Raw genomic sequence first — 18,946 nt, forward strand, 5'->3', positions numbered from 1 at the left:
AAAGTCGGTTGCGCGGGGCGGGGCCTGCCGCCAGATTGAGGAGGATTTGAACGCCCAGCCGAGGAACGAGCGCGCCATGCAGACCAATGGCAAGACCGGAGGCCAGTTGATCGTCGAGGCGCTGGAGGCGCAGGGCGTCGAGCGCGTGTTCTGCGTGCCGGGCGAAAGCTACCTCGCCGTGCTGGACGCGCTGCACGATTCCCCGATCCGCACGATCAACGCCCGCCACGAGAGCGGTGCGGCCATGATGGCGGAGGCCGAGGGCAAGCTGACCGGCCGGCCGGGCATCTGCTTCGTCACCCGCGGCCCCGGCGCCACCAACGCCGCGCCGGGCGTCCATGTGGCGCAGCAGGACTCCACCCCGATGATCCTGTTCATCGGCCAGATCGAGCGCGGCATGCGCGGGCGCGACGCCTTCCAGGAGGTCGACTACACGCTCATGTTCGGCGGCATGGCCAAATGGGTCGCCGAGATCGACAGCGCCGACCGCGTGCCGGAGATGGTCAGCCGCGCCTTCCACACGGCGCTCGCCGGCCGCCCCGGCCCGGTCGTGCTGGTGCTGCCGGAGGACATGCTGGTGGAGACGGCGGACGTCGCCGCCGCCCGCCCGACCCAGCCGGTGGACAGCGCCCCCACCCCCGCCCAGGTCGCCGAGGTCGGGCGGCTGCTCGCCGGGGCCAAGCGCCCGCTGGTCATTGCCGGCGGCTCCCGCTGGACCGAGGACGCGGTGGCCTCGCTGCACGTCTTCGCCGAAACCTTCGCGCTGCCGGTGGCCGTCACCTTCCGCCGCCAGATGCTGTTCGACCACACGCACCCGAACTACGCGGGCGACATCGGGCTGGGCATCAACCCGAAGCTGGTCGCCCTGGTGAAGGACGCCGACGTGATCCTGCTGCTCAGCGGCCGCTTCTCGGAGGTGCCGTCGCAGAGCTACGGGCTGCTCGGCATCCCGGAGACCGGCAAGACGCTGATCCACGTCCATCCGGGGGCGGAGGAGCTGGGCCGCGTCTACAACCCCGACCTTGCCATCAACGCCACGCCGGGGGGCTTCCTCGACGCCGTGGCCGGGCTGGAGGCGCCGGCCTCCCCCGCCTGGGCCGGTCGGGCCGAGGCGGCGCACGCCGCCTACACCGCCTGGAGCGAGCCGCCGGCCACCATCCCCGGCGATGTCCAGATGGGCGCCGTCATGTCCTGGCTGCGCGACACCCTGCCCGACGACGCCATCCTGACCAACGGCGCCGGCAACTACGCCACCTGGATCCACCGCTTCTGGCGCTTCCGCCGCTTCGCCACCCAGGCCGCACCGGTCTGCGGCTCGATGGGCTACGGCCTGCCCGCCGCCGTCGCGGCCAAGCTGCTCCACCCGGAGCGGGACGTCGTCTGCTTCGCCGGCGACGGCTGCTTCCAGATGACCGGGCTGGAGTTCGGCACCGCCGTGCAGGAGGGCGCCAACCTCATCGTGCTGGTCATCGACAACGGCATGTACGGCACCATCCGCATGCACCAGGAGCGCGATTATCCGGGCCGCGTGTCCGGCACCGCCCTGACCAACCCGGACTTCGCGGCCCTCGCCCGCGCCTATGGCGGCCATGGCGAGACGGTGGAGCGGACGGAGGAGTTCGCCCCGGCCTTCGAGCGCGCCCGCGCCGCCGGCCGGCCGGCCATCCTGCACGTCAGGCTCGACCCCGAGGCCCTGACGCCGAACCGCAGCCTGTCCGACATCCGCGCCGCCGGGCGCCAGCGCTAACCCCAAGTCCCCTCTCCCCCCTGGGGAGAGGGTTAGGGTGAGGGGGTTGCGCTTTTGCCGGACCTCCCGCCATGCGCCACCCCTCCACCGGTTGCCTTACACCGAGGACCTTTTCCATGCAGCACCGCGACCTTCTCTCCCGCCTCGGCCTTGAGCTTCCCGCCGACGGGGCCGGCCTGTCCGTCCGCTCGCCCATCGACGGCGCTCCGCTGGGCGTGGCGCCGGTCACCCCGGCGTCGGAGATCCCGGAGGTGGCCGCCCGCGCCCAGCGCGCCTTCGAGGCGTGGCGCTCCGTCCCGGCGCCGCGCCGCGGCGAGCTGGTCCGCCTGCTGGGCGAGGAGCTGCGCGACGCCAAGGAGGACCTGGGCCGTCTCGTCACGCTGGAAATGGGCAAGATCGTCCAGGAGGGACTGGGCGAGGTCCAGGAGATGATCGACATCTGCGACTTCGCGGTCGGCCTGTCCCGCCAGCTCTACGGCCTGACCATCGCGTCGGAGCGTCCGGGCCACGCGATGCGCGAGACCTGGCACCCGATGGGCCCCTGCGCGGTGATCTCCGCCTTCAACTTCCCGGTCGCGGTCTGGGCGTGGAACGCCGCCCTGGCGCTGGTCTGCGGCGACCCGGTGATCTGGAAGCCGTCGGAGAAGACCCCGCTGACCGCGCTGGCCTGCCAGCGCATCTTCGAGCGCGCGGTGGCCCGCTTCGGCGACGCCCCGGCGGACCTGCTGCAGGTCGTCAACGGCGGCCGCGACGTCGGCGAGGCGCTGGTCGCCAGCCCGCTGGTCCCCATCGTGTCGGCCACCGGCTCGACCCGCATGGGCCGCGAGGTCGCGCTGAAGGTGGCCGAGCGCTTCGCCCGTCCGATCCTGGAGCTGGGCGGCAACAACGCCATGATCGTGGCGCCGTCGGCCGACCTCGACATGGCGGTGCGCGCCATCGTCTTCTCGGCGGTGGGCACCTGCGGCCAACGCTGCACCACGCTGCGCCGCCTGATCGTCCACAAGGACGTGCGCGACACGCTGCTGCCGCGCCTGAAGGCCGCCTATGCCTCCGTTCCCATCGGCAACCCGCTGGAGTCCGGCGTGCTGGTCGGCCCGCTGAACGACAAGGGCGCCTATGAGGGCATGCAGCGCGCGCTAGAGCAGGCCAAGGCCGACGGCGGCGTGGTGACCGGCGGTGGCCGCGCCCTGGCGGATCAGTACGAAGACGCTTGGTACGTGCAGCCGGCCATCGTCGAGATGCCGGGCCAGACCGACATCGTCCGCCACGAGACCTTCGCCCCGATCCTCTACGTCCTGACCTACGAGACGCTGGAGGAGGCCATCTCGCTGCAGAACGCGGTGCCGCAGGGCCTGTCCTCCTGCATCTTCACCACCGACATCCGCGAGGCCGAGAGCTTCCTGTCGGCGTCCGGCAGCGACTGCGGCATCGCCAACGTCAACATCGGCCCGTCGGGTGCCGAAATCGGCGGCGCCTTCGGCGGCGAGAAGGAGACGGGCGGCGGACGCGAGTCCGGTTCCGACGCCTGGAAGGCCTACATGCGCCGCCAGACGGCCACGGTGAACTACTCCCGCTCGCTGCCGCTGGCCCAGGGGATCAAGTTCGAGATCGCCGGCTGATCCTGCCGGGACTCAAGAAGAAGGCCGCCCGTTCCACCGGGCGGCCTTTTCTCTTTGGAAAGGTCAGTAGGCTTCGCGCGGAAGCCGTCTTGCGGGTCGTTCGGGGGAGGTGTTGCGGCGCAGGTGCTCGGCAATGGGGGTGAGCTGTGCCAGAACCTGCTCGTGGGTCAGGCGGTCCCGGCGCAACACGGCCTGGACCACGGGATCGTTCAACAGTTCGGCAACGCGGCAGCGCCACGTCTGCTTGGGCAGTCCGTTCATTGCTGTTCTCGTTGCTTGTGGGTTGAAAAAACGCCGGCCCTCACCGACCGGCGTACGGTACGCGGAGCATGTTACAGTTCGACGCGTGCGGCCCGTGATATTTCGGGTACCTGAACGTCCTGTGTACGTGCCTCCGGCATAGGGAATTCATAAGGAAAAAGGAGACCGCTCAGGGTCCCTCCGCCGCGCTTTTCGCCGCCTCTTTGATCGCGGCCTCGCGCGCCCGCACCTGCTCGCGATGGAAAATGTAGATGCCGGCGGCGACGATCACCAGACCACCGGCGAGGGTCGAGGCGCTGGGCGGCTCCCCGAAGACCAGAAGGCCGTAGAGCACCGCCCAGATCAGCGTCGTGTAGCCGAAGGGCGCCACCGTCGCCGCGTCCGCCACCGAATAGGCGCGGATCAGGCAGTAATGGCTGCACGCCCCCAGCGCGCCGAGCATGATCATCAGCGCCGCGCCCGTCAGATCCGGCGTCGTCCAGCCGAAGGGCAGCAGCAGCCCGCAGAGCACCGTCCCGGCCATGCTGGTGTAGAAGAAGGTCGTCAGCGTGGAATCGCCGCCGCGCAGCAGCCGCGTGACGATCTGGTAGAGCGCGTTGCACAGCGCGGCGGCCAGCGGCAGCAGGATCGCCCACTGGAAGACGAGGCTGGCCGGGCCGATGATGATCATCGCCCCGATGAAGCCGCCGAGCACCCCAAGGGAACGCCGCCAGCCGACCTTCTCCTTCAGGAGCGGGACCGACAGGACGGCGACCAGGACCGGCGCCACGTTGGCGATGGCCGCCACGTCGACGAAGGGCAGGATCTTGTACGACACCGCCGCCAGCAGCGTCAGAACGGCCAGCAGCGTGGAGCGGAGGATCTGCATCCCAGGGCGCTTGGCGATCAGATGGCTGGGGGAGTTCACCGCCACCACGACGAAGGCGATGGCCAGATGCACCGCGAAGCGCGCCCAGGCAACCTCCGCGAAGGGATAGGTCTGCACGAGGACGCGCAGGGTCGCGTCCTGCGTCACGAACAGAAGCGTGGTGAGCAGCATCCAGGCGATGCCCGTCCGCCCGGAGGAGCTGGCGGCCAGAGCCTTTTCGGTGGCGGTCATCGGGCGGGGCGTTCCTTCCTGTGGCGCGCCGGCCTTCTGCCGGACCGGCGCGCCACACCCTGCGCCCAAGGGGCCGGACGGTCAAATGCGATGCTGGTATATCAGTACCGACCACCACCAGCACCGCCCCTCGGTTGCGCCGCGCCAGCCCTGAACAACAGGCCGGCACGGCGCAACGCCATCAATGCTTGTGCTGCGTGCCGCCGGCCTGCGGCCCGCCGGCACCGCCGTGGGACGGGGCGGCGGAGCCGGCGCTCTGCACGTCCACCTGGACGGTGACCGGCCCGGCCTTCTCGAAGGTCAGGGTCAGCGGGAACGCCTTGCCCGGAGCGAGCGGCTGCTTCAGGCCGAACAGCATGACGTGCAGGCCGCCGGGCTGCAGCGCGGTCGGCGAGCCGGGCGATACCTCGATGGCGTCGACCTGGCGCATCTTCATGACGCCGTTGTCCATCAGGTGGGTGTGCAGCTCCGCCTTGTCGGCGACCGGCGTGCTGGCCGACAGCAGGCGGTCGCTGTCCGGGCCGTGGGTGCTCAGCACCATGTAGGCCGAGCCGTTCGGGGCCGAGGGCGCCGTGGCCCGCGCCCACGGATGCTCGATGTCGACCGGCCCGGCCTTGAAGCCATGGGCCAGGACGGGACCGGCGGTCAGAGCGACCAGCGCGGCGAGGAGGAGGGCGTGCTTCTTCATGATGACGAAGTCCTGCAAAAGCGAATGCATTGGAGATCGGGTGGACAGGGCAGGACGCGTCATCGGCGGGGCACGGGCGTTCGGGCGGAACACGCTGCGGCGGCGGAGCTTGCGGGTGCGGAGCGGAAACGCGCCCAGCGCCCCGGACAGGCGCGGCGGCGGAACGCCGACGTCCGCCGGGGAGAGCATCGCCGGAGGCGCGCAGCCGAGCTGGCAGCCCAGGCAATGCTCCAGATCGTGCTTGGGCTGGTCGGGCGCGCCGGGCATCCGGTCCGAGGCCCCGTCCGGGCCGCACAACGACGCCGCCCAGAAGGACTGCGCCAGACCGGCGGAGAGCATGGCGACCGCCTGCCCTGGGACCTGGACCAGGATCAGCAGAAGGACGGCGGCCATCGCCGCGGCCAGCCTGGACCGCCAGCGGAACGGACGCGGACGCATCGCAGGCGCGGCGCCGCCTTCCTCGCGATGCGCGCTCACCCCGTCCCGCTCCCCGAAACGGAGAGGGGAGGCCGATGGCCGTGCTGACGTTGCCCCGTTCAAACCGGTTCCCATTCCACCCACAGGACGGATGACCGGTTGTAGGCGATGTGCGTGGAGCTTGTCGAGTTGCCGCCGTTCCCTCGACACCGCAACGTCAGGCCGAATCCCCGTCCAGCAGACCACGCACCGTGATCTGCAGCGTGTCCACGCCGACCGGCTTGCTGAGCATCCGCGTGCCCGTTCCCAGGCTGTCCGGTTCGAGAGCCGCGTAATGCGCGTAGCCGGTCACGAACAGCACCCTCAACCCCGGGCGCAGGTCCCGCGCCAGGGCCGCCAGATCGCGGCCGGTCATGCCGGGCAGGCCGACGTCGGTGACCAGGAGGTCGATCGCCGCGTCGGACTCCAGGATCGCGACCGCCGCCTCGGGTTCGGCGGCCTGCAGGACGTGGTAGCCCTGCCCTTCCAGCGCCTCGACCCACAGCATCAGGACGAGGGCCTCGTCCTCGACCACCAGGATCGTTTCATCGTTGCGGGACGGGTCCTGCGGCTCCGCCTCCGCGGCATCGGACGGCGTGTCGGCGCCCTCCACCCCATCGTGCTGCGGCAGGTACAGGCTGACGGTGGTGCCCTGGCCGGGCTGCGACCGGATGGCCGCGTGCCCGCCCGATTGGCGGGCGAAGCCGTAGAGCTGGCTCAGCCCGAGGCCGGTGCCCTGGCCGATCGGCTTCGTCGTGAAGAAGGGTTCGAACGCCCGCTCCAGCACGTCCGGCGGCATGCCGCTTCCGCTGTCGGTGATGCGGAGCAGGACATAGCGGCCGGGAAGGATGTCGCCCTGCGCGTCGGAGACGGTCTCGTCCAGAACGGTGTTGCTGGTCTCGACACGGAGACGCCCGCCGTCCGGCATGGCGTCGCGGGCGTTGATGGCGAGGTTGAGCAGAGCGCTTTCGACCTGGTTGGCGTCCGCCCAGGTCCGCCAGAGCCCGTCGGCCAGCACCGTCTCCACCCGGATCGACTCGCCGACGGATTGCTGGATCAGGCCGATCATCGCGGTGGCCAGAGCGTTCAGGTCCAGGCTGCGCGGCGCCAGCGGCTGACGCCGGGCGAAGGCCAGAAGATGCCGGGTGAGCGCCGCGGCGCGGTCGCCCGCCGTGATGGCCATGGCGACGTGCCGCAGCAGCGGTTCGTCGGCGGACAGCGCGCCCCGCAGCAGGTGCAGGTTGCCGAGCATGACCTGCAGCAGGTTGTTGAAGTCGTGGGCGATGCCGCCGGTGAGCTGGCCGACCGCCTCCATCTTCTGCGCCTGCTGCAACGCCTCCTCGGCCTTCCGGCGCTCCCGCATCTCGGTCTGCAGGGACCGGGTACGCTCCGCCACCCGGCCTTCCAGCTCGTCGTTGGCCTGCTCGATGTCGGCCAGCAGCGCGCGGGTTCGGTATTGGCGCAGGCGGGCGCGCAGCGCGGACTGCGCCGCGCTCTGCAAGGCCTCGGCGTGCAAGGGCGGGTCCAGCAGCGTGACGTTGCCGAGCCGCAGGAGTTGCGCCCACCGCGCCTTGCTGGCCGACCGGTTGCCGCGCGCCGTGATCACCAGGACGGGAAGGTCCGACCAGGGCGGCTGGGCGTCCAGGCACGCGACCAGCGGCTCCATCCCCGACCGCAACAGCGCGCCTTCGGAGAGGATCAGGGCCGTGATGTCCTTCGTCAGGCCGTCGCACAGGGCGGGCAGATCGGCGCAGGTCTCGGTGATCAGGCCGACCTCGTCCAGCACGAGGCGGATGACCTCCGCGTCCCGGCCGTGCGGTGCGAACAGGAGGAACGAGGCGTCCATGCGCCGCGGTCAGCCCGTCTCGCTCCGCCCGCGCAACAACGGGTCCGCCGACCCGCTGTAGCTGGGCACGCCGGTCAGCACCCCCTGGAATTCCAGAAGCTGCGGGCCGACCTGCATGCCGTCGGGGAACAGCCGGAACTCGCGGATCGCCAGCTCATGGACGCCGGTGCGCTTCTTGACCACCGAGATCGCCTTGCGCACCTCCCCCGCCGCCTCGAAGAAGCGCAGCAGGACCACCGTGTCGCTCATGAAGGACAGGTCCACGGGGTTCTGGATGTCGCCGACGATCCCCTGCTGGGCCAGGATCAGGATGGTCACGATGCCCTGGTTGTTCAGATAGGTCAGCAGCTCGTGCATCTGCAGGATGAGCGCCTGTTCCTCCGGCATCGTGCTGAGATACGAGTTCAGGCTGTCGATCACCACGACGCGCGCCTTCTGGTCCTCCACCTGGCGGCGGACCTGCCAGACGAACTGGCCCGGCGACAGGCGCGACGGGTTCGCGCGCTCCCAACCCAGCTCGCCCTTGCGCACCGCCTCCTCGATGTCGATGCCGAGCGCGGTGCTGCGCAAGGCCAGGGTCTCGAAGGATTCGTCGAAGGAGAAATAGGCGGCATGCTCGCCACGGCGCACCGCCGCCGCGACATATTGCAGGGCGATGGACGACTTGCCGACGCCCGAGGGGCCGACGAGCATCGTCGTCGTGCCGCGTGTCAGACCACCGCCCATCAGCTCGTCCAGCCCGCTCAGGCTGCTCGACACGGCGGTCGGCTCGAACTCCGCCTTGTGCTCGTCGGCGATCAGGCTCGGGAAGATCAGCACGTTGCCCGGCGTGATGGCGAAATCGTGCCAGCCGCTCTGATATTCGGACCCGCGCATCTTGGCGATCCGCAGCCGCCGCCGCGCCGCGCCGTAGGAACGCTCGATCTGCTCCAGGCTGACCACGCCGTGCATCAGGCTGTGCAGCTCCATGGAGCCGGTCTGGCTGGTCAGGTCGTCCAGCGCCAGCGTGGTGCAGTGGCGCCCTTGCAGGAACTGCTTCAGCGCCAGGATCTGCCGCCGGTAGCGGAGCTGGTCCTGGGCGAGCAGGCGCAGCTCCGACAGGGAGTCGATCACCACGAGATCCGGCTTCTCGGCCTCGATCCGCTCGGTGATCAGGCGCATGGTTTCACCCAGCTCGACCTCGGACGGGTAGAGCACGCTCTGCTGGCGGTCGAGCTGCGCCTCCAGAGGGACGAGTTCGAAGATGCCGATGCCGTCGAGCGACCAGCCGTGGCTCTTGGCCGAGGCGCGCAGCTCCGTCTCGGTTTCCGACAGGGTCACGTACAGGCCGCGCTTGCCGTCGCGCAGGCCCTTGAGCAGGAATTGAAGCGCTATGGTCGTCTTGCCGGTTCCCGGAGCGCCTTCCAGAAGATGAAGCCGCGCGCGCGGCAGGCCCCCCCTCAGGACCAGGTCGAATTCTGGAATTCCGGTCAGGATCTTGTCCGTCTTGGTCGGCTTCGACACCCAGGTCTCCTCTTGGTCTGGCACGCTGGCGGCGCTTTGCGCCACACGCCGCCGTGATGTGGTGAACGGCCCGAACGCCTGGACGGACGGACAAACGCGCAGCCTCGGAGAGCATCCACGCCCCGCGGGCGCGGCTCCGCCACCATCAACCCAATGCCAGGGCTCCTGTTCCTTTGCGCCTTCGGGATGCCGACCGTCAGGGATGCTTGCCCGTCACCGCGGGTTACCGCGATGTTGGACGATGGACACGCGAACGAAGCGGGAGCTTGTCTTGCGCCGCCTTCACCGCCCCGCCCCCAGCACGCGGCGGCGCTTGGGGTCCGGACCGAGCGAGCGGATGAAGGGCGGCAGCCCGCCGGCCGATCGCGTGTTGAAGGCCGCCTTCGGTGCGTCCTCGCCGGCCGCCGTTTCCGGCACCGCCTTCTCTTGCCGCTCCGTCTCCGCAGGCGCGGCCGGCTTGCGGAAACCGCGGGCGATCCACAGGGCGAGCGCGCCGGACAGCAGAAGCAGCAGCGGCGGAACGGCGGCGCTCAGGCCCCAGGGCCACAGAACCTCCGCCCGGCGAGTCCAGCGCTCCGCCCAGAAGCGCTCGGCGATCCGTCGCACGCGCTCCTCGCCGAGGCCCGGCGGGGCGGCGAGGCTGGTGCCGTCGGGGAAGTCCGTCCGCGCCACGACGCCCCGCCTCACCCCATCCTCCACCACCGCCTCGTCGGCGGCGTAGTGCTGCGGCAGGAAGGCGTCCCGCGTCTCCGAATAGGCGTAGAGACCGGCGAAAGGATGGCGCCCGTGCAGATCGGCGGCGGCGAAGGCGGCGACCACCGCCACCCACAGCAGGGCGGCGGCCAGCCAGCCCCGCCACAGGCCCTTGCTCCAATTCATGTCCCGTCTCCCTCTTGCCCAAGGAGGCACTTCCCCAAGGAGGCGGAAAAACTAAAGACCCGGCCGGGGGGCGGCCAGGGTCAAAAACCGGCCTTTCGCGATCAGGCCCCCGGGATCAAGCCGTCCAGGCTCAGGCCGCGGGCTTCAGCAATTCGCGCAGGATGTGCGGGGTGATCGGCTTGTGGACGAGGCGGAAGCCGGCGCCGCGGATTTCGGTGATTCGCTCGGGCGCGGTGTCGCCGGTGAGCACCACGGCGGGGATGCGCACGCCGCAGACGCCGTGGATGTCGCGGATCGCCTCCACCCCCGTCCGCCCCTCGCGCAGCCGGTAGTCGGCGATGATGAGGTCCGGCAGACGGCCCAGCCCGTGCAGCAGGTCCACCGCCTCCTCCGCCGACACGGCGGCCACCACCTCGTAGCCCCATTGCTCCAGCAGGGTGCGCAGGCTGAGCAGCACGATGGCCTCGTCGTCGATGACCACCACCAGCCCCTGCCCGTCGTCGTTGGCGCGGTCCGGCCCGTTGCGGCGCAGGATGGCGCGGGCGCGCACGGCGGGAAGCTCCACCGAGAAGACGCTGCCCCGTCCGGGCCGCGAGCGCAAAGCCACCGTGTGGCCGAGCAGCCCGGCCAGCCGCTTCACGATGGCGAGGCCGAGGCCCAGCCCCTTGGCCCGGTCGCGCTCCTGGTTGCCGATCTGGAAGAACTCCTCGAAGACGGCCTGCTGCAGATCCTCCGGCACGCCGATGCCGCTGTCGGCCACCGCGATGCGCAGCGCGCCGTTGCGGCGCCGGCAGCCGACCACGACACCGCCCCGCTCGGTGTAGCGCAGCGCGTTCTCGATCAGGTTGCGCAGGATGCGCTCCAGCAGCATCGGGTCGGTGCGCGCCCACAGCGAGGTCGGCACGACCCGCAGCCGCAGCCCCTGCCCGTCGGCCTGCGGCCCGTATTCCGCGGCCAGCCGGTCGAGCAGCGGCCCGACCGCGCATTCGGTGACGCTGGGCTCCACCGCCCCGGCGTCGAGCCGCGACACGTCGAGCATCCCGTCGAGCAGGAGCTTCAGCGCGTCCAGCGAATGGCCCATGCTGGCCACCAGCTCATGGCCGGGATGGCCGTGCAGCTTGTCGCCCAGCACCTGCGCGAAGAAATAGAGCGACTGCACGGGCTGGCGCAGGTCGTGGCTGGCCGCCGCCAGGAACTGGGTCTTCGCCCGCTCCGCCTTCTCGGCGCGGGTCTTCTCCCGCCGGGCCTCGTCCGCCGCGGTCAGGGCGCGCTCCATCGCCTGCTCCGCCGCCTCCTTGGCGGCGAGCAGGGCCTCCGCCGCCGTCCGGCGGGCGGTGATGTCGCGCACGATGCCGGTGAAGCGCGCCTCGCCGTCGGCCTTCCACTCGGCGACCGACAGCTCCAGCGGGAACACCGACCCGTCCTTGCGCTGGCCGGTCACCTCGCGCCCGATGCCGATGATGCGCCGCTCCCCGGTGCGGTGGTAGCGCTGCAGATAGCCGTCATGGGCGCTGCGGTCGGGATCGGGCATCAGCATGCTGACGTTGCGGCCGATCACCTCCTCCGCGGCGTAGCCGAAGATGCGTTCGGCGGCGCCGTTGAAGCTGTGCAGGGTGCCGGCCCGGTCGATGACCACGATGGCGTCGACCGCCGTGTCGACGATGGCGCGGTAACGGGCCTCCGCATGGGTCACGGATTCGCTGGCGCCGACCAGCGCGGCGCTGGCCTCGGCAAGGATGCGGTGCAGGTCGTCGATCTCGCGCACCGGAACGCCACCGTCGTAGCGGATGGCCCGCCCCTCCATCAGGCTGCCGCCGTGGGCGGCCAATTCGCGGACGGGGTGGGCGAGCCGCCGCGCGAAGATCCCCGCCGACGCCAGAGACACGGCCAGCAGGACCAGTCCGAGCCCCAACGCCAGCACCACCGTGCGGTTCAGCGGGTTGAGCACGGCCTCCGTCGGCGTCGCGGCCGCGAGGGTCCAGTCGGCGCGCTTCGTGCGGTGAAAAGCGCCGATGATCTCCACCCCGTCCAGCGTGGCTCCGCGGTAGTTGCCGGCGTCAGCCGTCCCGCGCACCGCCAGGAACCAGTCGGGCACCGACCGACCCAGATACTCCGCATGCTCGCGCGAGCGGGCGGCGATGCGGTCCCGGCCGTCGATGATCACGGCGATCAGGCCGGACCGCGTCTCGAAGCCCTCCAGCAGGGTGCTCCAGGTCTGCGGGTCGACCACCGCCGACAGGACGTAGCGCAGGCCGCCGTCGCGCAGCACCGGCACCATCACGGCGATCGTCGGCCGCTCGGCCGCCGTCGCGGTCACCAGATCGGACACCGCCGGCTGGCGGGTCGCGGTCACCCGGCGCAGCGCGTCGCGCTGGGGCACATCCGGCAGCGGGACACCCAGCCGGACCGCGGTGTTGACGAACTGCCGCCCCGACGGGTCGACCAGAGCGATGTTGGTCCAGGACGGATGCTGGGTCAGCGCCAGCGTCGCCCGTTCGTAGAAGCCGGCGGTATCGTCGGCGGCCAGGGCGTCCGTCCGCGACAGCGCCCGCAGCGCCTCGATGGTCGCCTCCAACTCCCGGTCCACGATCAGGGCCAGCGCCTCCGCCGTATCGGACATGTTGTTCTCGACAGCCTCCCGCTGCTGCTGCACCAGCCAGCCGATGAGCATGCCGCCGAGCAGGAGCATCGGCACCAGAGTCACGAGCACAAGCCTCAGCAGGTACCCGCGCAGAGTCATCGGTTGCTGACGGGACACCGTCTTCAGCGGCATGGACGGACCATTCGAAAGATTGGGGACACGAACGGATTATCGCATCTTGCTCCGCTCTTTCGTGGTTCGCCACCGGAATCTGAAACGATGGGGTGATCCTGATTATATAGGCGCTGCTCTGTTGGAATAATGAAGGGACTGCCAAGCTTCAGATCGGCGGCTGGGACCAACTCCACAGTCTTGGAAGCGTCTGGTTTCTCGGATTGAACTTTTCGTACGCGAATACTTATTGAAAATGATCGATCCCTTGCCTTCACATACCCTGGTATGAAGTGCTTCGGGCACTCGATCCCTTGCGAAGCTCTTCGGCGTGGTCGGTGGTGTCTGGTCTGCCGAACGAACGGGGGGCCGTTCCATTTGCGCATCGTCCGACAGGATGGGGGTTTCTGCGGAAACCGGGGCCGGGCGCGGCGGCACGGGCGGCGCGACCAGGGCGGCGGCCTCTTGGCGGCGGGCGGTTTCCGCTTCCATCTCCTTCTGCCACCGGCGATGGGCGATCTCGCGGGCGCGGAGCTGCTGCTCCTGGCGCAGGGCCATGGCCAGCCGGCGCAGGGCGGCCGCTCCATCGGTCCGCGCCGCCTGACCAGCGGCGGCGCGGAAATCGCCGACCGTGGGGAAGCGCCGGTAGCCCGAGCGGAAGGAGGACCAGACGCCGCGGAACCCGGCGATCCATTCCTCGGCGGGCCAGCCGGCCATTTCGAGGATGTCGGCCTCCAGCATGTCGGCGTCCGGAAGCTCCAGGCCGAAACGGGCCGCCAGCTTCTCGATGCCGGTCAGCACATTTTCCACGCCGATGGCCGGGCAGGCGGTTTCGAGGGCGGCCTCAACCCGCTCGGCCAGCGCCCCGATCTCGTCGGGCGCGCGGTCCGCGATCTCAAAACGCAGGTCGGCGCGCTCAAGCCGGGCGAGCGAGGCGATCGCGCAGGGCAGAGAGGACGCCGGCGTTGCGGGCAGCCACGCCATGTCCGGCGTCTGCGGGGCGGCGCTGACGGGTAGGCTCACGGGAAAGCTCGGCAGGCTGGCGGTCATTCTGGTCGCTCCGGTTGGTGGGGCGGCGGGATGCGGGGGCGAAGGGGACGACGGTGCTTTCTGGCGTTTCACTGACAGGGGCCGCGGCGGGGGCGACCAGTTCGCGGGCCACCCATTTGCGCCAGGCGCCGGACGGGTCGGCCGGGCTGTAGCCGTTGCGGACGTTGGCTTTGCGGCACCAGGACACGAACTTGCGGGTCACCGTGGCGGGATCGACCTCCGGCCGGGTTTCCATAGCCCAAGCCAGATCGGCGGCGTCCGGCTGCCAATCCTCGGCCAGAGCGTCCCGGGTCTTGATGCTCGAAGAGCCAACCGCCCCCCCCGCCCGGAAGGAGGAGGAGTTTTGAGAATCAGGATTCAGGGGATTCCCAGTCCTTAGGAGTCCGTCAGCCGGCTGACCGGTGGTGTCGACGGGCCGACCGGAAGAGTCGGCGTCCTGCGCGCCCACCAGGGCATAGACCATCCCGCGGAAACCGCGTTCGCGGCGGGCTTCCACCAGGGACAGGGCCGGGGCCTGCAGCTTCGTCAGCACGGCGGACAGCCAGGGACGGCTCTTCCCCAGTTCGGCGGCCAGTTCATCCTGGACCAGCCCGGTGCAGACGCCGGCGGCGTCCGCACGCGCGTAAAGGCCGGAGAGCACCGCGATCTCCGCGGTCCCGACGCCGGGCGCAGCGATCCATCGCCGGTACAAGGTCGTGTACGGGGTCATTGTCTTCCCATGATCCAGCGCTTCGATTCCGGCGGAAGACAAAGTAGGAGCGTCAGCGGAATCCGCGATTCCACTTGGTTTTCCGGAACCACCCTGGCATCATGAAGTCGCCAAACCGCTGATGCGGGGGTCCGGTTCTCCCGGTCTTCCATCGGCTACCGACACTTCGGTGTGCACGAGGGCACAGGTCGCCAAACCTGTGCCCTTTGTGTTTCCGGAGGTCGTGTCCTCCCTTACCTCATCGTCGCCCCCTTCGGCGTGTCGCGGCGGTTCGACGCCGCCAGCCACAATTCCTGGCCACAGATCCCGGCCACAAACTCCGGCCGAAAATCCTGGTCCAAAAGCTATCGGTTCGGGCTGCGGTGAGCCCGTTACGCAAGATGTTGTCGTGGCCCCGACAGGCTGTCCACGATTCAAATGCGTGCGTCGGAATCGCTCCGGTTGCGCCGATGCGAGGGCCAGGAATCAGTGGAATCAAGGTGTTGAGCCCCTTGGAGCGGCGGCCGACCCCGTCCGGGTGTCGCCGTTCTGCCGAGAAACCGGGCGGAAAACGTCGCCGTTCTGCCGAAAGATTCCGGCGCACGGGGGACGGGGGCGGAGCGTCGGAGTCCGCCGGATGTCGCCGTTCTGCCGAATAATCTGGTCTGTGGCCCATCGGTGACTCCGGGAATCGCCCGAGAATCGGACTCCGACTCGCGCAACCGAGTGTCGCCGTTCTGCCAATGTGCTCCCCCCATGGCGGCCTCCGGACCCTGCGGAGCCCGGAAAGAGTCAGGGAATCCAAGCCTTTCAGCGCCGTTTCGCGGCTTGTCGGGAGTCCGGACCGTCAGAACGCGGACGCTTTCGGCAGGGAGACCCTCCAGCGGGGCACAGCGTCCGGGGGAACTGGCAGAACGACGACATTCGTCTGTACGGTCACAGCGTCGTTTCCGGCCGGTGAGGAATCTTTCGGCAGAATGGCGACGTTGGCGCCTGCGCTGTGGAACATGCGGGGCGTATCGGGAATCAATACCGGAACCGCCAACGGCGGGGCCGGGGAGATTGGGTGCATGGACGACCACAAGACCGACCAGGAGAACGCCGAACTGCTGGACCGCCCGGTCCAGCTGGCGCTGCGGCTGGATTCGCCGCTGCGCGGCGACGTGAACAACGACCGGGCCCTGATGGCCTATTCGCTGTTCGGCCTGTCGAAGGACAAGGTGGAAAGCCTTCCCACCTACGACGACGGCAAGGTGAAGATCGAGGTGCGCGCGCCGCGCGACGTCGGCGTTGCGACGATCTGGGACAAGTCGGTGCTGATCTACGCCGTCTCGCTGCTGCGCGAGAAGATGGCCGAGGGCAAGATGGGGCCGGAGGTCGGGAAGCTCCATTTCACCACCAGCGATCTCCAGCGCATCGTCGGCAAGACTGCCGGCGGCAGTGCCTACGACAAGATCGAAGGGGCGCTGGAACGGCTGCAGGGTACCCAGATCAAGACCAACCTGGAGGCCGGGGGCGAGGGCGAGAGCGGCGCCTTCTCCTGGATTTCCGACTACAAGCTGCTCTACCGCCGCGGCAAGAAGGACGGGGAGCGGCAGGTGCGCGGCCTGACCCTGGTGCTGTCGAACTGGGTGGTGCGCGCGGCGCTGGGCAACAACCTGCTGACCTATTCGGAAGACTACTTCGCGCTGAAGCCCATCGAGAAGCGGCTCTACGAGATCGCCCGCGCCCATCTGGGCCACGGCACCGCCTTCTGGATGGCGCTGGAGCCGCTGCGCAAGCGGGTCGGCTCCGACAACGACCTGCGCAAGTTCAAGAACGCGCTCGGCCCCGTGCTCCAGGCCGACCGCATCCCCGGCTACGGCGTGCGCATCGTCGAGGCCTCGGAGTACAAGGAGTTGATGACGGCGCGCGGCGCCTCGATCGCCCGCGTGCTGAACGCCGACCTGCCGGTGATCTTCTGGCGCAAGGACGCCGGCGAGCCGGAGAGCTGGATCGACATTCCCAGGGTCGAGTTCGACGAGGTGGTCTGACCCCCTCCCCTGCCCTATTCATTCAGCAAAAGATCGCGGAAGGTCCGGGCGGCGTGGCTCAGCCCGCGCTCGCGGTGGCGCAGCAGGCGGAAGGGCCGTTCGGGCAGCGGGAAGGGCACGCGGTGCAGATGCCCGGCCAACAGCGCGCCGCGCGCCACCAGATCGGACAGGGCGGTGGCCCCCGCCCCGGCCATGACCGCCGACAGCACCGCCTCGTTCGACGGCAGCTCCAGCGCCACCGGCAAATCCTCCGGCGCCCTCCCCTGCCCGCGCAGCGCCTCCTCGAACTCGGATCGGGTGCCCGACCCGGCTTCCCGCAGGACCCAGGGGGAGCGGTGCAACTCCGCCATCGGCAGATCGCTCCGCCCGCGCCAGGGATGCCCGTCGCCCACCAGCAGCAGCAGACGGTCGCCGGGCAGACGGTCCTGGTCGAGCAGCGGGTCCGTCACCTCCCCTTCCACCAACCCCAGATCGGCGGCGCCGTCCAGCACGGCCTTGGCGACCTGGGCGGTGTTGGCGGCCTTCACCGCGACGTCGACGTCCGGATGGCGCCGGTGGAACGCCACGAGCCGTTCGGGCAGCCAGTAGCCGGTGATGGTCTGGCTGGCGTGGATGGCGATGCGCCCGCGCTTCAGCGCCGACAGGTCGGCCAGCATGCGCTCCGCCGCCTCGGCGCGGGCAAGCACGGCGACGGCCTCGTTCAGGAACAGGCGCCCGGCCTCGGTCAGCTCGATGCGGCGGCCGACCCGGTCGAACAGGCGGACGGCGTGCCGCGCCTCCAGGCTGGAGACGGCGGCGCTGACCGCCGACTGCGTCAGGTTCAGGGCGGCGGCGGCCCGCGTCACATGCTGCTGCGTCGCGACCGCCACGAAGATGCGGAGCTGTTCGAGGGTCATGCGGTTCCCGCCGTTGCAATCGTTCGATTTAGTCGAACGATTCATCCACTATAATCCGTTGGAACGAACGGTCCAGAGGGGGCAGCTTCCCGGCATCGGAATTCGAGGACACCATGCCGACCCCTGCACTTTCATCGCCCCGCCAGACCCTGCGCACCCTGTTGCCGGGAGTTCTGCTCTGCTCCGGCGTGAGCGGCGCGGCGCTGGCCCTGCAAAGCCTGGAACTGCGGGTCTTCGGGCAGGCCTGGCTGGAGGGGCTGGTCCTGGCGATTCTGCTCGGGGTGGCCTTGCGCAGCGTCTGGGCGCCGGGGCGGCGCTGGAAGGCGGGGACGGACTTCAGCGCCAAGACGCTGCTGGAGGTCGCGGTGATGCTGTTGGGCGCCTCCATCGATCCGCAGACGATCCTGGCCGCCGGGCCGGGGTTGGTGGCGGGGATCGCCGGGGTGGTCGCCCTGGCTCTGGCGGTCAGCTACGGCATCGGCCGCCTGCTGGGATTGCCGCCGCGCATGGCGGTGCTGGTCGCCTGCGGCAACTCAATCTGCGGCAATTCGGCCATCGCGGCGACGGCGCCGGTGATCGGGGCGCACGGCGACGACGTGGCGGCGGCCATCGCCTTCACGGCGGTGCTGGGTGTTCTGGTGGTGCTCGGCCTGCCGCTGCTGGTGCCGTTGCTTGGGCTCAGCCCCATGCAGTACGGCGTGTTCGCCGGGCTGACCGTTTACGCGGTGCCGCAGATCCTGGCGGCGACGGCGCCGGTCGGCGCGCTGAGCGTCCAGGTCGGGACCCTGGTGAAGCTGCTGCGCGTGCTGATGCTGGGGCCGGTGGTGGTGGGGTTGGCCCTGATGGCGAAGCCGGAAGGGGACGAGCACTCCAGGACCCGCCCGCCCCTGCGCCGGCTGGTCCCCTGGTTCATCCTGGGTTTCCTGGCGCTGGCCGGGTTGCGGGCGGCGGGGCTGATCCCGGACGCCGCCCTGGCGGCCAGCCAGACCGCGGCGGGCGTCCTGACGGTGCTGTCGATGGCCGCGCTGGGGCTCGGGGTGGATGTGCGGATGCTGTCGCGGGCGGGGCTTCGTGTCACCGCGGCGGTGGTGCTGTCGCTGGCGGCGCTCGGCGCCATCGGGCTGGGTCTGATCCGGCTGCTGGGAATCATGTGAGCGTCGTCGGCGGCGCGTTGGGGCGGCAGCGCTTGCAGGGGCGGAAGCCCGCCGCCTCCGCCGCCGCCGCGTCCGGGTGGAAGGCGACGTTCTCCCGCCTGGCCCGCCGCGATGGACAGGACGGCCGGCAATAGATTCCGGTGCTGCGCACCGCGTAGACGAAGCGCCCGTCGCCGTCGCGGTCCCGGCGCGCCACCGCGCTCCACATCGCCTCCTCGTCCATGATGCCCTCCCGATCCTGCCGCGGGGATCGTCGCCGATGCCGCGAAGGCGGG

15 protein-coding genes are annotated in these 18,946 nt (G+C 70.2%); 4 read left to right on the forward strand and 11 right to left on the reverse strand.

All coding sequences use genetic code 11. The features are described from left to right. Positions 1-76: 76 nt before the first annotated feature. Complete coding sequence (locus ACWPN5_RS09145; protein WP_492295249.1) at positions 77-1,747, forward strand: thiamine pyrophosphate-binding protein; 1,671 nt, start codon at positions 77-79, stop codon at positions 1,745-1,747. Positions 1,748-1,863: 116 nt separating this feature from the next. Continuing rightward, positions 1,864-3,366 (forward strand): L-piperidine-6-carboxylate dehydrogenase, encoded by a 1,503-nt coding sequence (gene amaB, locus ACWPN5_RS09150; RefSeq protein WP_492295250.1) that lies wholly within the window; start codon positions 1,864-1,866, stop codon positions 3,364-3,366. A gap of 63 nt (positions 3,367-3,429) precedes the next feature. Here amaB and ACWPN5_RS09155 read toward each other — a convergent pair whose 3' ends face one another. From ACWPN5_RS09155 to ACWPN5_RS09195, 9 genes are all read right to left on the reverse strand, one after another. Next, the gene (locus ACWPN5_RS09155; RefSeq protein WP_145689363.1) at positions 3,430-3,627 is read right to left on the reverse strand and encodes a hypothetical protein; all 198 of its coding nucleotides are present in this window, start codon (positions 3,625-3,627) and stop codon (positions 3,430-3,432) included. A gap of 169 nt (positions 3,628-3,796) precedes the next feature. Next, on the reverse strand, positions 3,797-4,726 hold the full coding sequence (locus tag ACWPN5_RS09160; protein ID WP_145689364.1) for a DMT family transporter: 930 nt from the start codon (positions 4,724-4,726) through the stop codon (positions 3,797-3,799). A gap of 181 nt (positions 4,727-4,907) precedes the next feature. Further along, entirely contained in the window at positions 4,908-5,891 is a 984-nt protein-coding gene (locus ACWPN5_RS09165; protein ID WP_492295251.1) for a copper chaperone PCu(A)C, read from the reverse strand. 157 nt (positions 5,892-6,048) lie between these two features. Beyond that, the gene (locus ACWPN5_RS09170) at positions 6,049-7,716 is read right to left on the reverse strand and encodes an ATP-binding protein (protein ID WP_492295252.1); all 1,668 of its coding nucleotides are present in this window, start codon (positions 7,714-7,716) and stop codon (positions 6,049-6,051) included. A 9-nt stretch (positions 7,717-7,725) separates the two neighbouring features. Further along, positions 7,726-9,219 carry an ATPase domain-containing protein gene (locus ACWPN5_RS09175; protein ID WP_145689366.1) on the reverse strand — a complete coding sequence of 498 codons (1,494 nt, stop codon included), beginning with the start codon at positions 9,217-9,219 and terminating at the stop codon, positions 7,726-7,728. 282 nt (positions 9,220-9,501) lie between these two features. After that, positions 9,502-10,098: a hypothetical protein gene (locus ACWPN5_RS09180; protein WP_145689367.1), complete on the reverse strand. Its 597-nt coding sequence runs from the start codon at positions 10,096-10,098 to the stop codon at positions 9,502-9,504. 130 nt (positions 10,099-10,228) lie between these two features. Beyond that, a complete protein-coding gene (locus ACWPN5_RS09185; protein ID WP_492295253.1) occupies positions 10,229-12,871 on the reverse strand; it encodes a PAS domain S-box protein in 2,643 nt (880 codons plus the stop codon). 102 nt (positions 12,872-12,973) lie between these two features. Beyond that, entirely contained in the window at positions 12,974-13,873 is a 900-nt protein-coding gene (locus ACWPN5_RS09190; RefSeq protein ID WP_492296372.1) for a hypothetical protein, read from the reverse strand. Next, positions 13,767-14,609: a hypothetical protein gene (locus ACWPN5_RS09195; protein WP_492295254.1), complete on the reverse strand. Its 843-nt coding sequence runs from the start codon at positions 14,607-14,609 to the stop codon at positions 13,767-13,769. The genes ACWPN5_RS09190 and ACWPN5_RS09195 overlap by 107 nt, the downstream gene beginning before the upstream one ends. Positions 14,610-15,658: 1,049 nt before the next feature. On the opposite strand from ACWPN5_RS09195, the gene ACWPN5_RS09200 reads away from it, so the two are divergent. Continuing rightward, positions 15,659-16,621 (forward strand): replication initiator protein A, encoded by a 963-nt coding sequence (locus ACWPN5_RS09200; protein WP_492295255.1) that lies wholly within the window; start codon positions 15,659-15,661, stop codon positions 16,619-16,621. A 14-nt stretch (positions 16,622-16,635) separates the two neighbouring features. On the opposite strand, the gene ACWPN5_RS09205 is transcribed toward ACWPN5_RS09200, so the two are convergent. Beyond that, positions 16,636-17,562 (reverse strand): LysR family transcriptional regulator, encoded by a 927-nt coding sequence (locus tag ACWPN5_RS09205; RefSeq protein ID WP_492295256.1) that lies wholly within the window; start codon positions 17,560-17,562, stop codon positions 16,636-16,638. A 68-nt stretch (positions 17,563-17,630) separates the two neighbouring features. Here ACWPN5_RS09205 and ACWPN5_RS09210 point away from each other — a divergent pair, with 68 nt between their 5' ends. Further along, the gene (locus tag ACWPN5_RS09210) at positions 17,631-18,671 is read left to right on the forward strand and encodes a YeiH family protein (RefSeq protein ID WP_492295257.1); all 1,041 of its coding nucleotides are present in this window, start codon (positions 17,631-17,633) and stop codon (positions 18,669-18,671) included. On the opposite strand, the gene ACWPN5_RS09215 is transcribed toward ACWPN5_RS09210, so the two are convergent. Next, positions 18,664-18,894: an Ada metal-binding domain-containing protein gene (locus ACWPN5_RS09215; RefSeq protein ID WP_492295258.1), complete on the reverse strand. Its 231-nt coding sequence runs from the start codon at positions 18,892-18,894 to the stop codon at positions 18,664-18,666. The two genes, ACWPN5_RS09210 and ACWPN5_RS09215, sit on opposite strands and share 8 nt — an antisense overlap. Positions 18,895-18,946 lie beyond the last annotated feature (52 nt).

The sequence above is a fragment of the Azospirillum sp. UENF 211521 genome (genome assembly GCF_058780535.1).

What these genes read in the sequence shown, in the direction of transcription:
- ACWPN5_RS09185 (WP_492295253.1), bottom strand. Translation starts at nt 12,871, where the DNA reads ATGCCGCTGAAGACGGTGTCCCGTCAGCAACCGATGACTCTGCGCGGG.
- ACWPN5_RS09205 (WP_492295256.1), bottom strand. Translation starts at nt 17,562, where the DNA reads ATGAATCGTTCGACTAAATCGAACGATTGCAACGGCGGGAACCGCATG.
- amaB (WP_492295250.1), top strand. Translation starts at nt 1,864, where the DNA reads ATGCAGCACCGCGACCTTCTCTCCCGCCTCGGCCTTGAGCTTCCCGCC.
- ACWPN5_RS09145 (WP_492295249.1), top strand. Translation starts at nt 77, where the DNA reads ATGCAGACCAATGGCAAGACCGGAGGCCAGTTGATCGTCGAGGCGCTG.
- ACWPN5_RS09195 (WP_492295254.1), bottom strand. Translation starts at nt 14,609, where the DNA reads ATGACCCCGTACACGACCTTGTACCGGCGATGGATCGCTGCGCCCGGC.
- ACWPN5_RS09200 (WP_492295255.1), top strand. Translation starts at nt 15,659, where the DNA reads ATGGACGACCACAAGACCGACCAGGAGAACGCCGAACTGCTGGACCGC.
- ACWPN5_RS09170 (WP_492295252.1), bottom strand. Translation starts at nt 7,716, where the DNA reads ATGGACGCCTCGTTCCTCCTGTTCGCACCGCACGGCCGGGACGCGGAG.
- ACWPN5_RS09180 (WP_145689367.1), bottom strand. Translation starts at nt 10,098, where the DNA reads ATGAATTGGAGCAAGGGCCTGTGGCGGGGCTGGCTGGCCGCCGCCCTG.
- ACWPN5_RS09210 (WP_492295257.1), top strand. Translation starts at nt 17,631, where the DNA reads ATGCCGACCCCTGCACTTTCATCGCCCCGCCAGACCCTGCGCACCCTG.
- ACWPN5_RS09215 (WP_492295258.1), bottom strand. Translation starts at nt 18,894, where the DNA reads ATGGACGAGGAGGCGATGTGGAGCGCGGTGGCGCGCCGGGACCGCGAC.
- ACWPN5_RS09155 (WP_145689363.1), bottom strand. Translation starts at nt 3,627, where the DNA reads ATGAACGGACTGCCCAAGCAGACGTGGCGCTGCCGCGTTGCCGAACTG.
- ACWPN5_RS09160 (WP_145689364.1), bottom strand. Translation starts at nt 4,726, where the DNA reads ATGACCGCCACCGAAAAGGCTCTGGCCGCCAGCTCCTCCGGGCGGACG.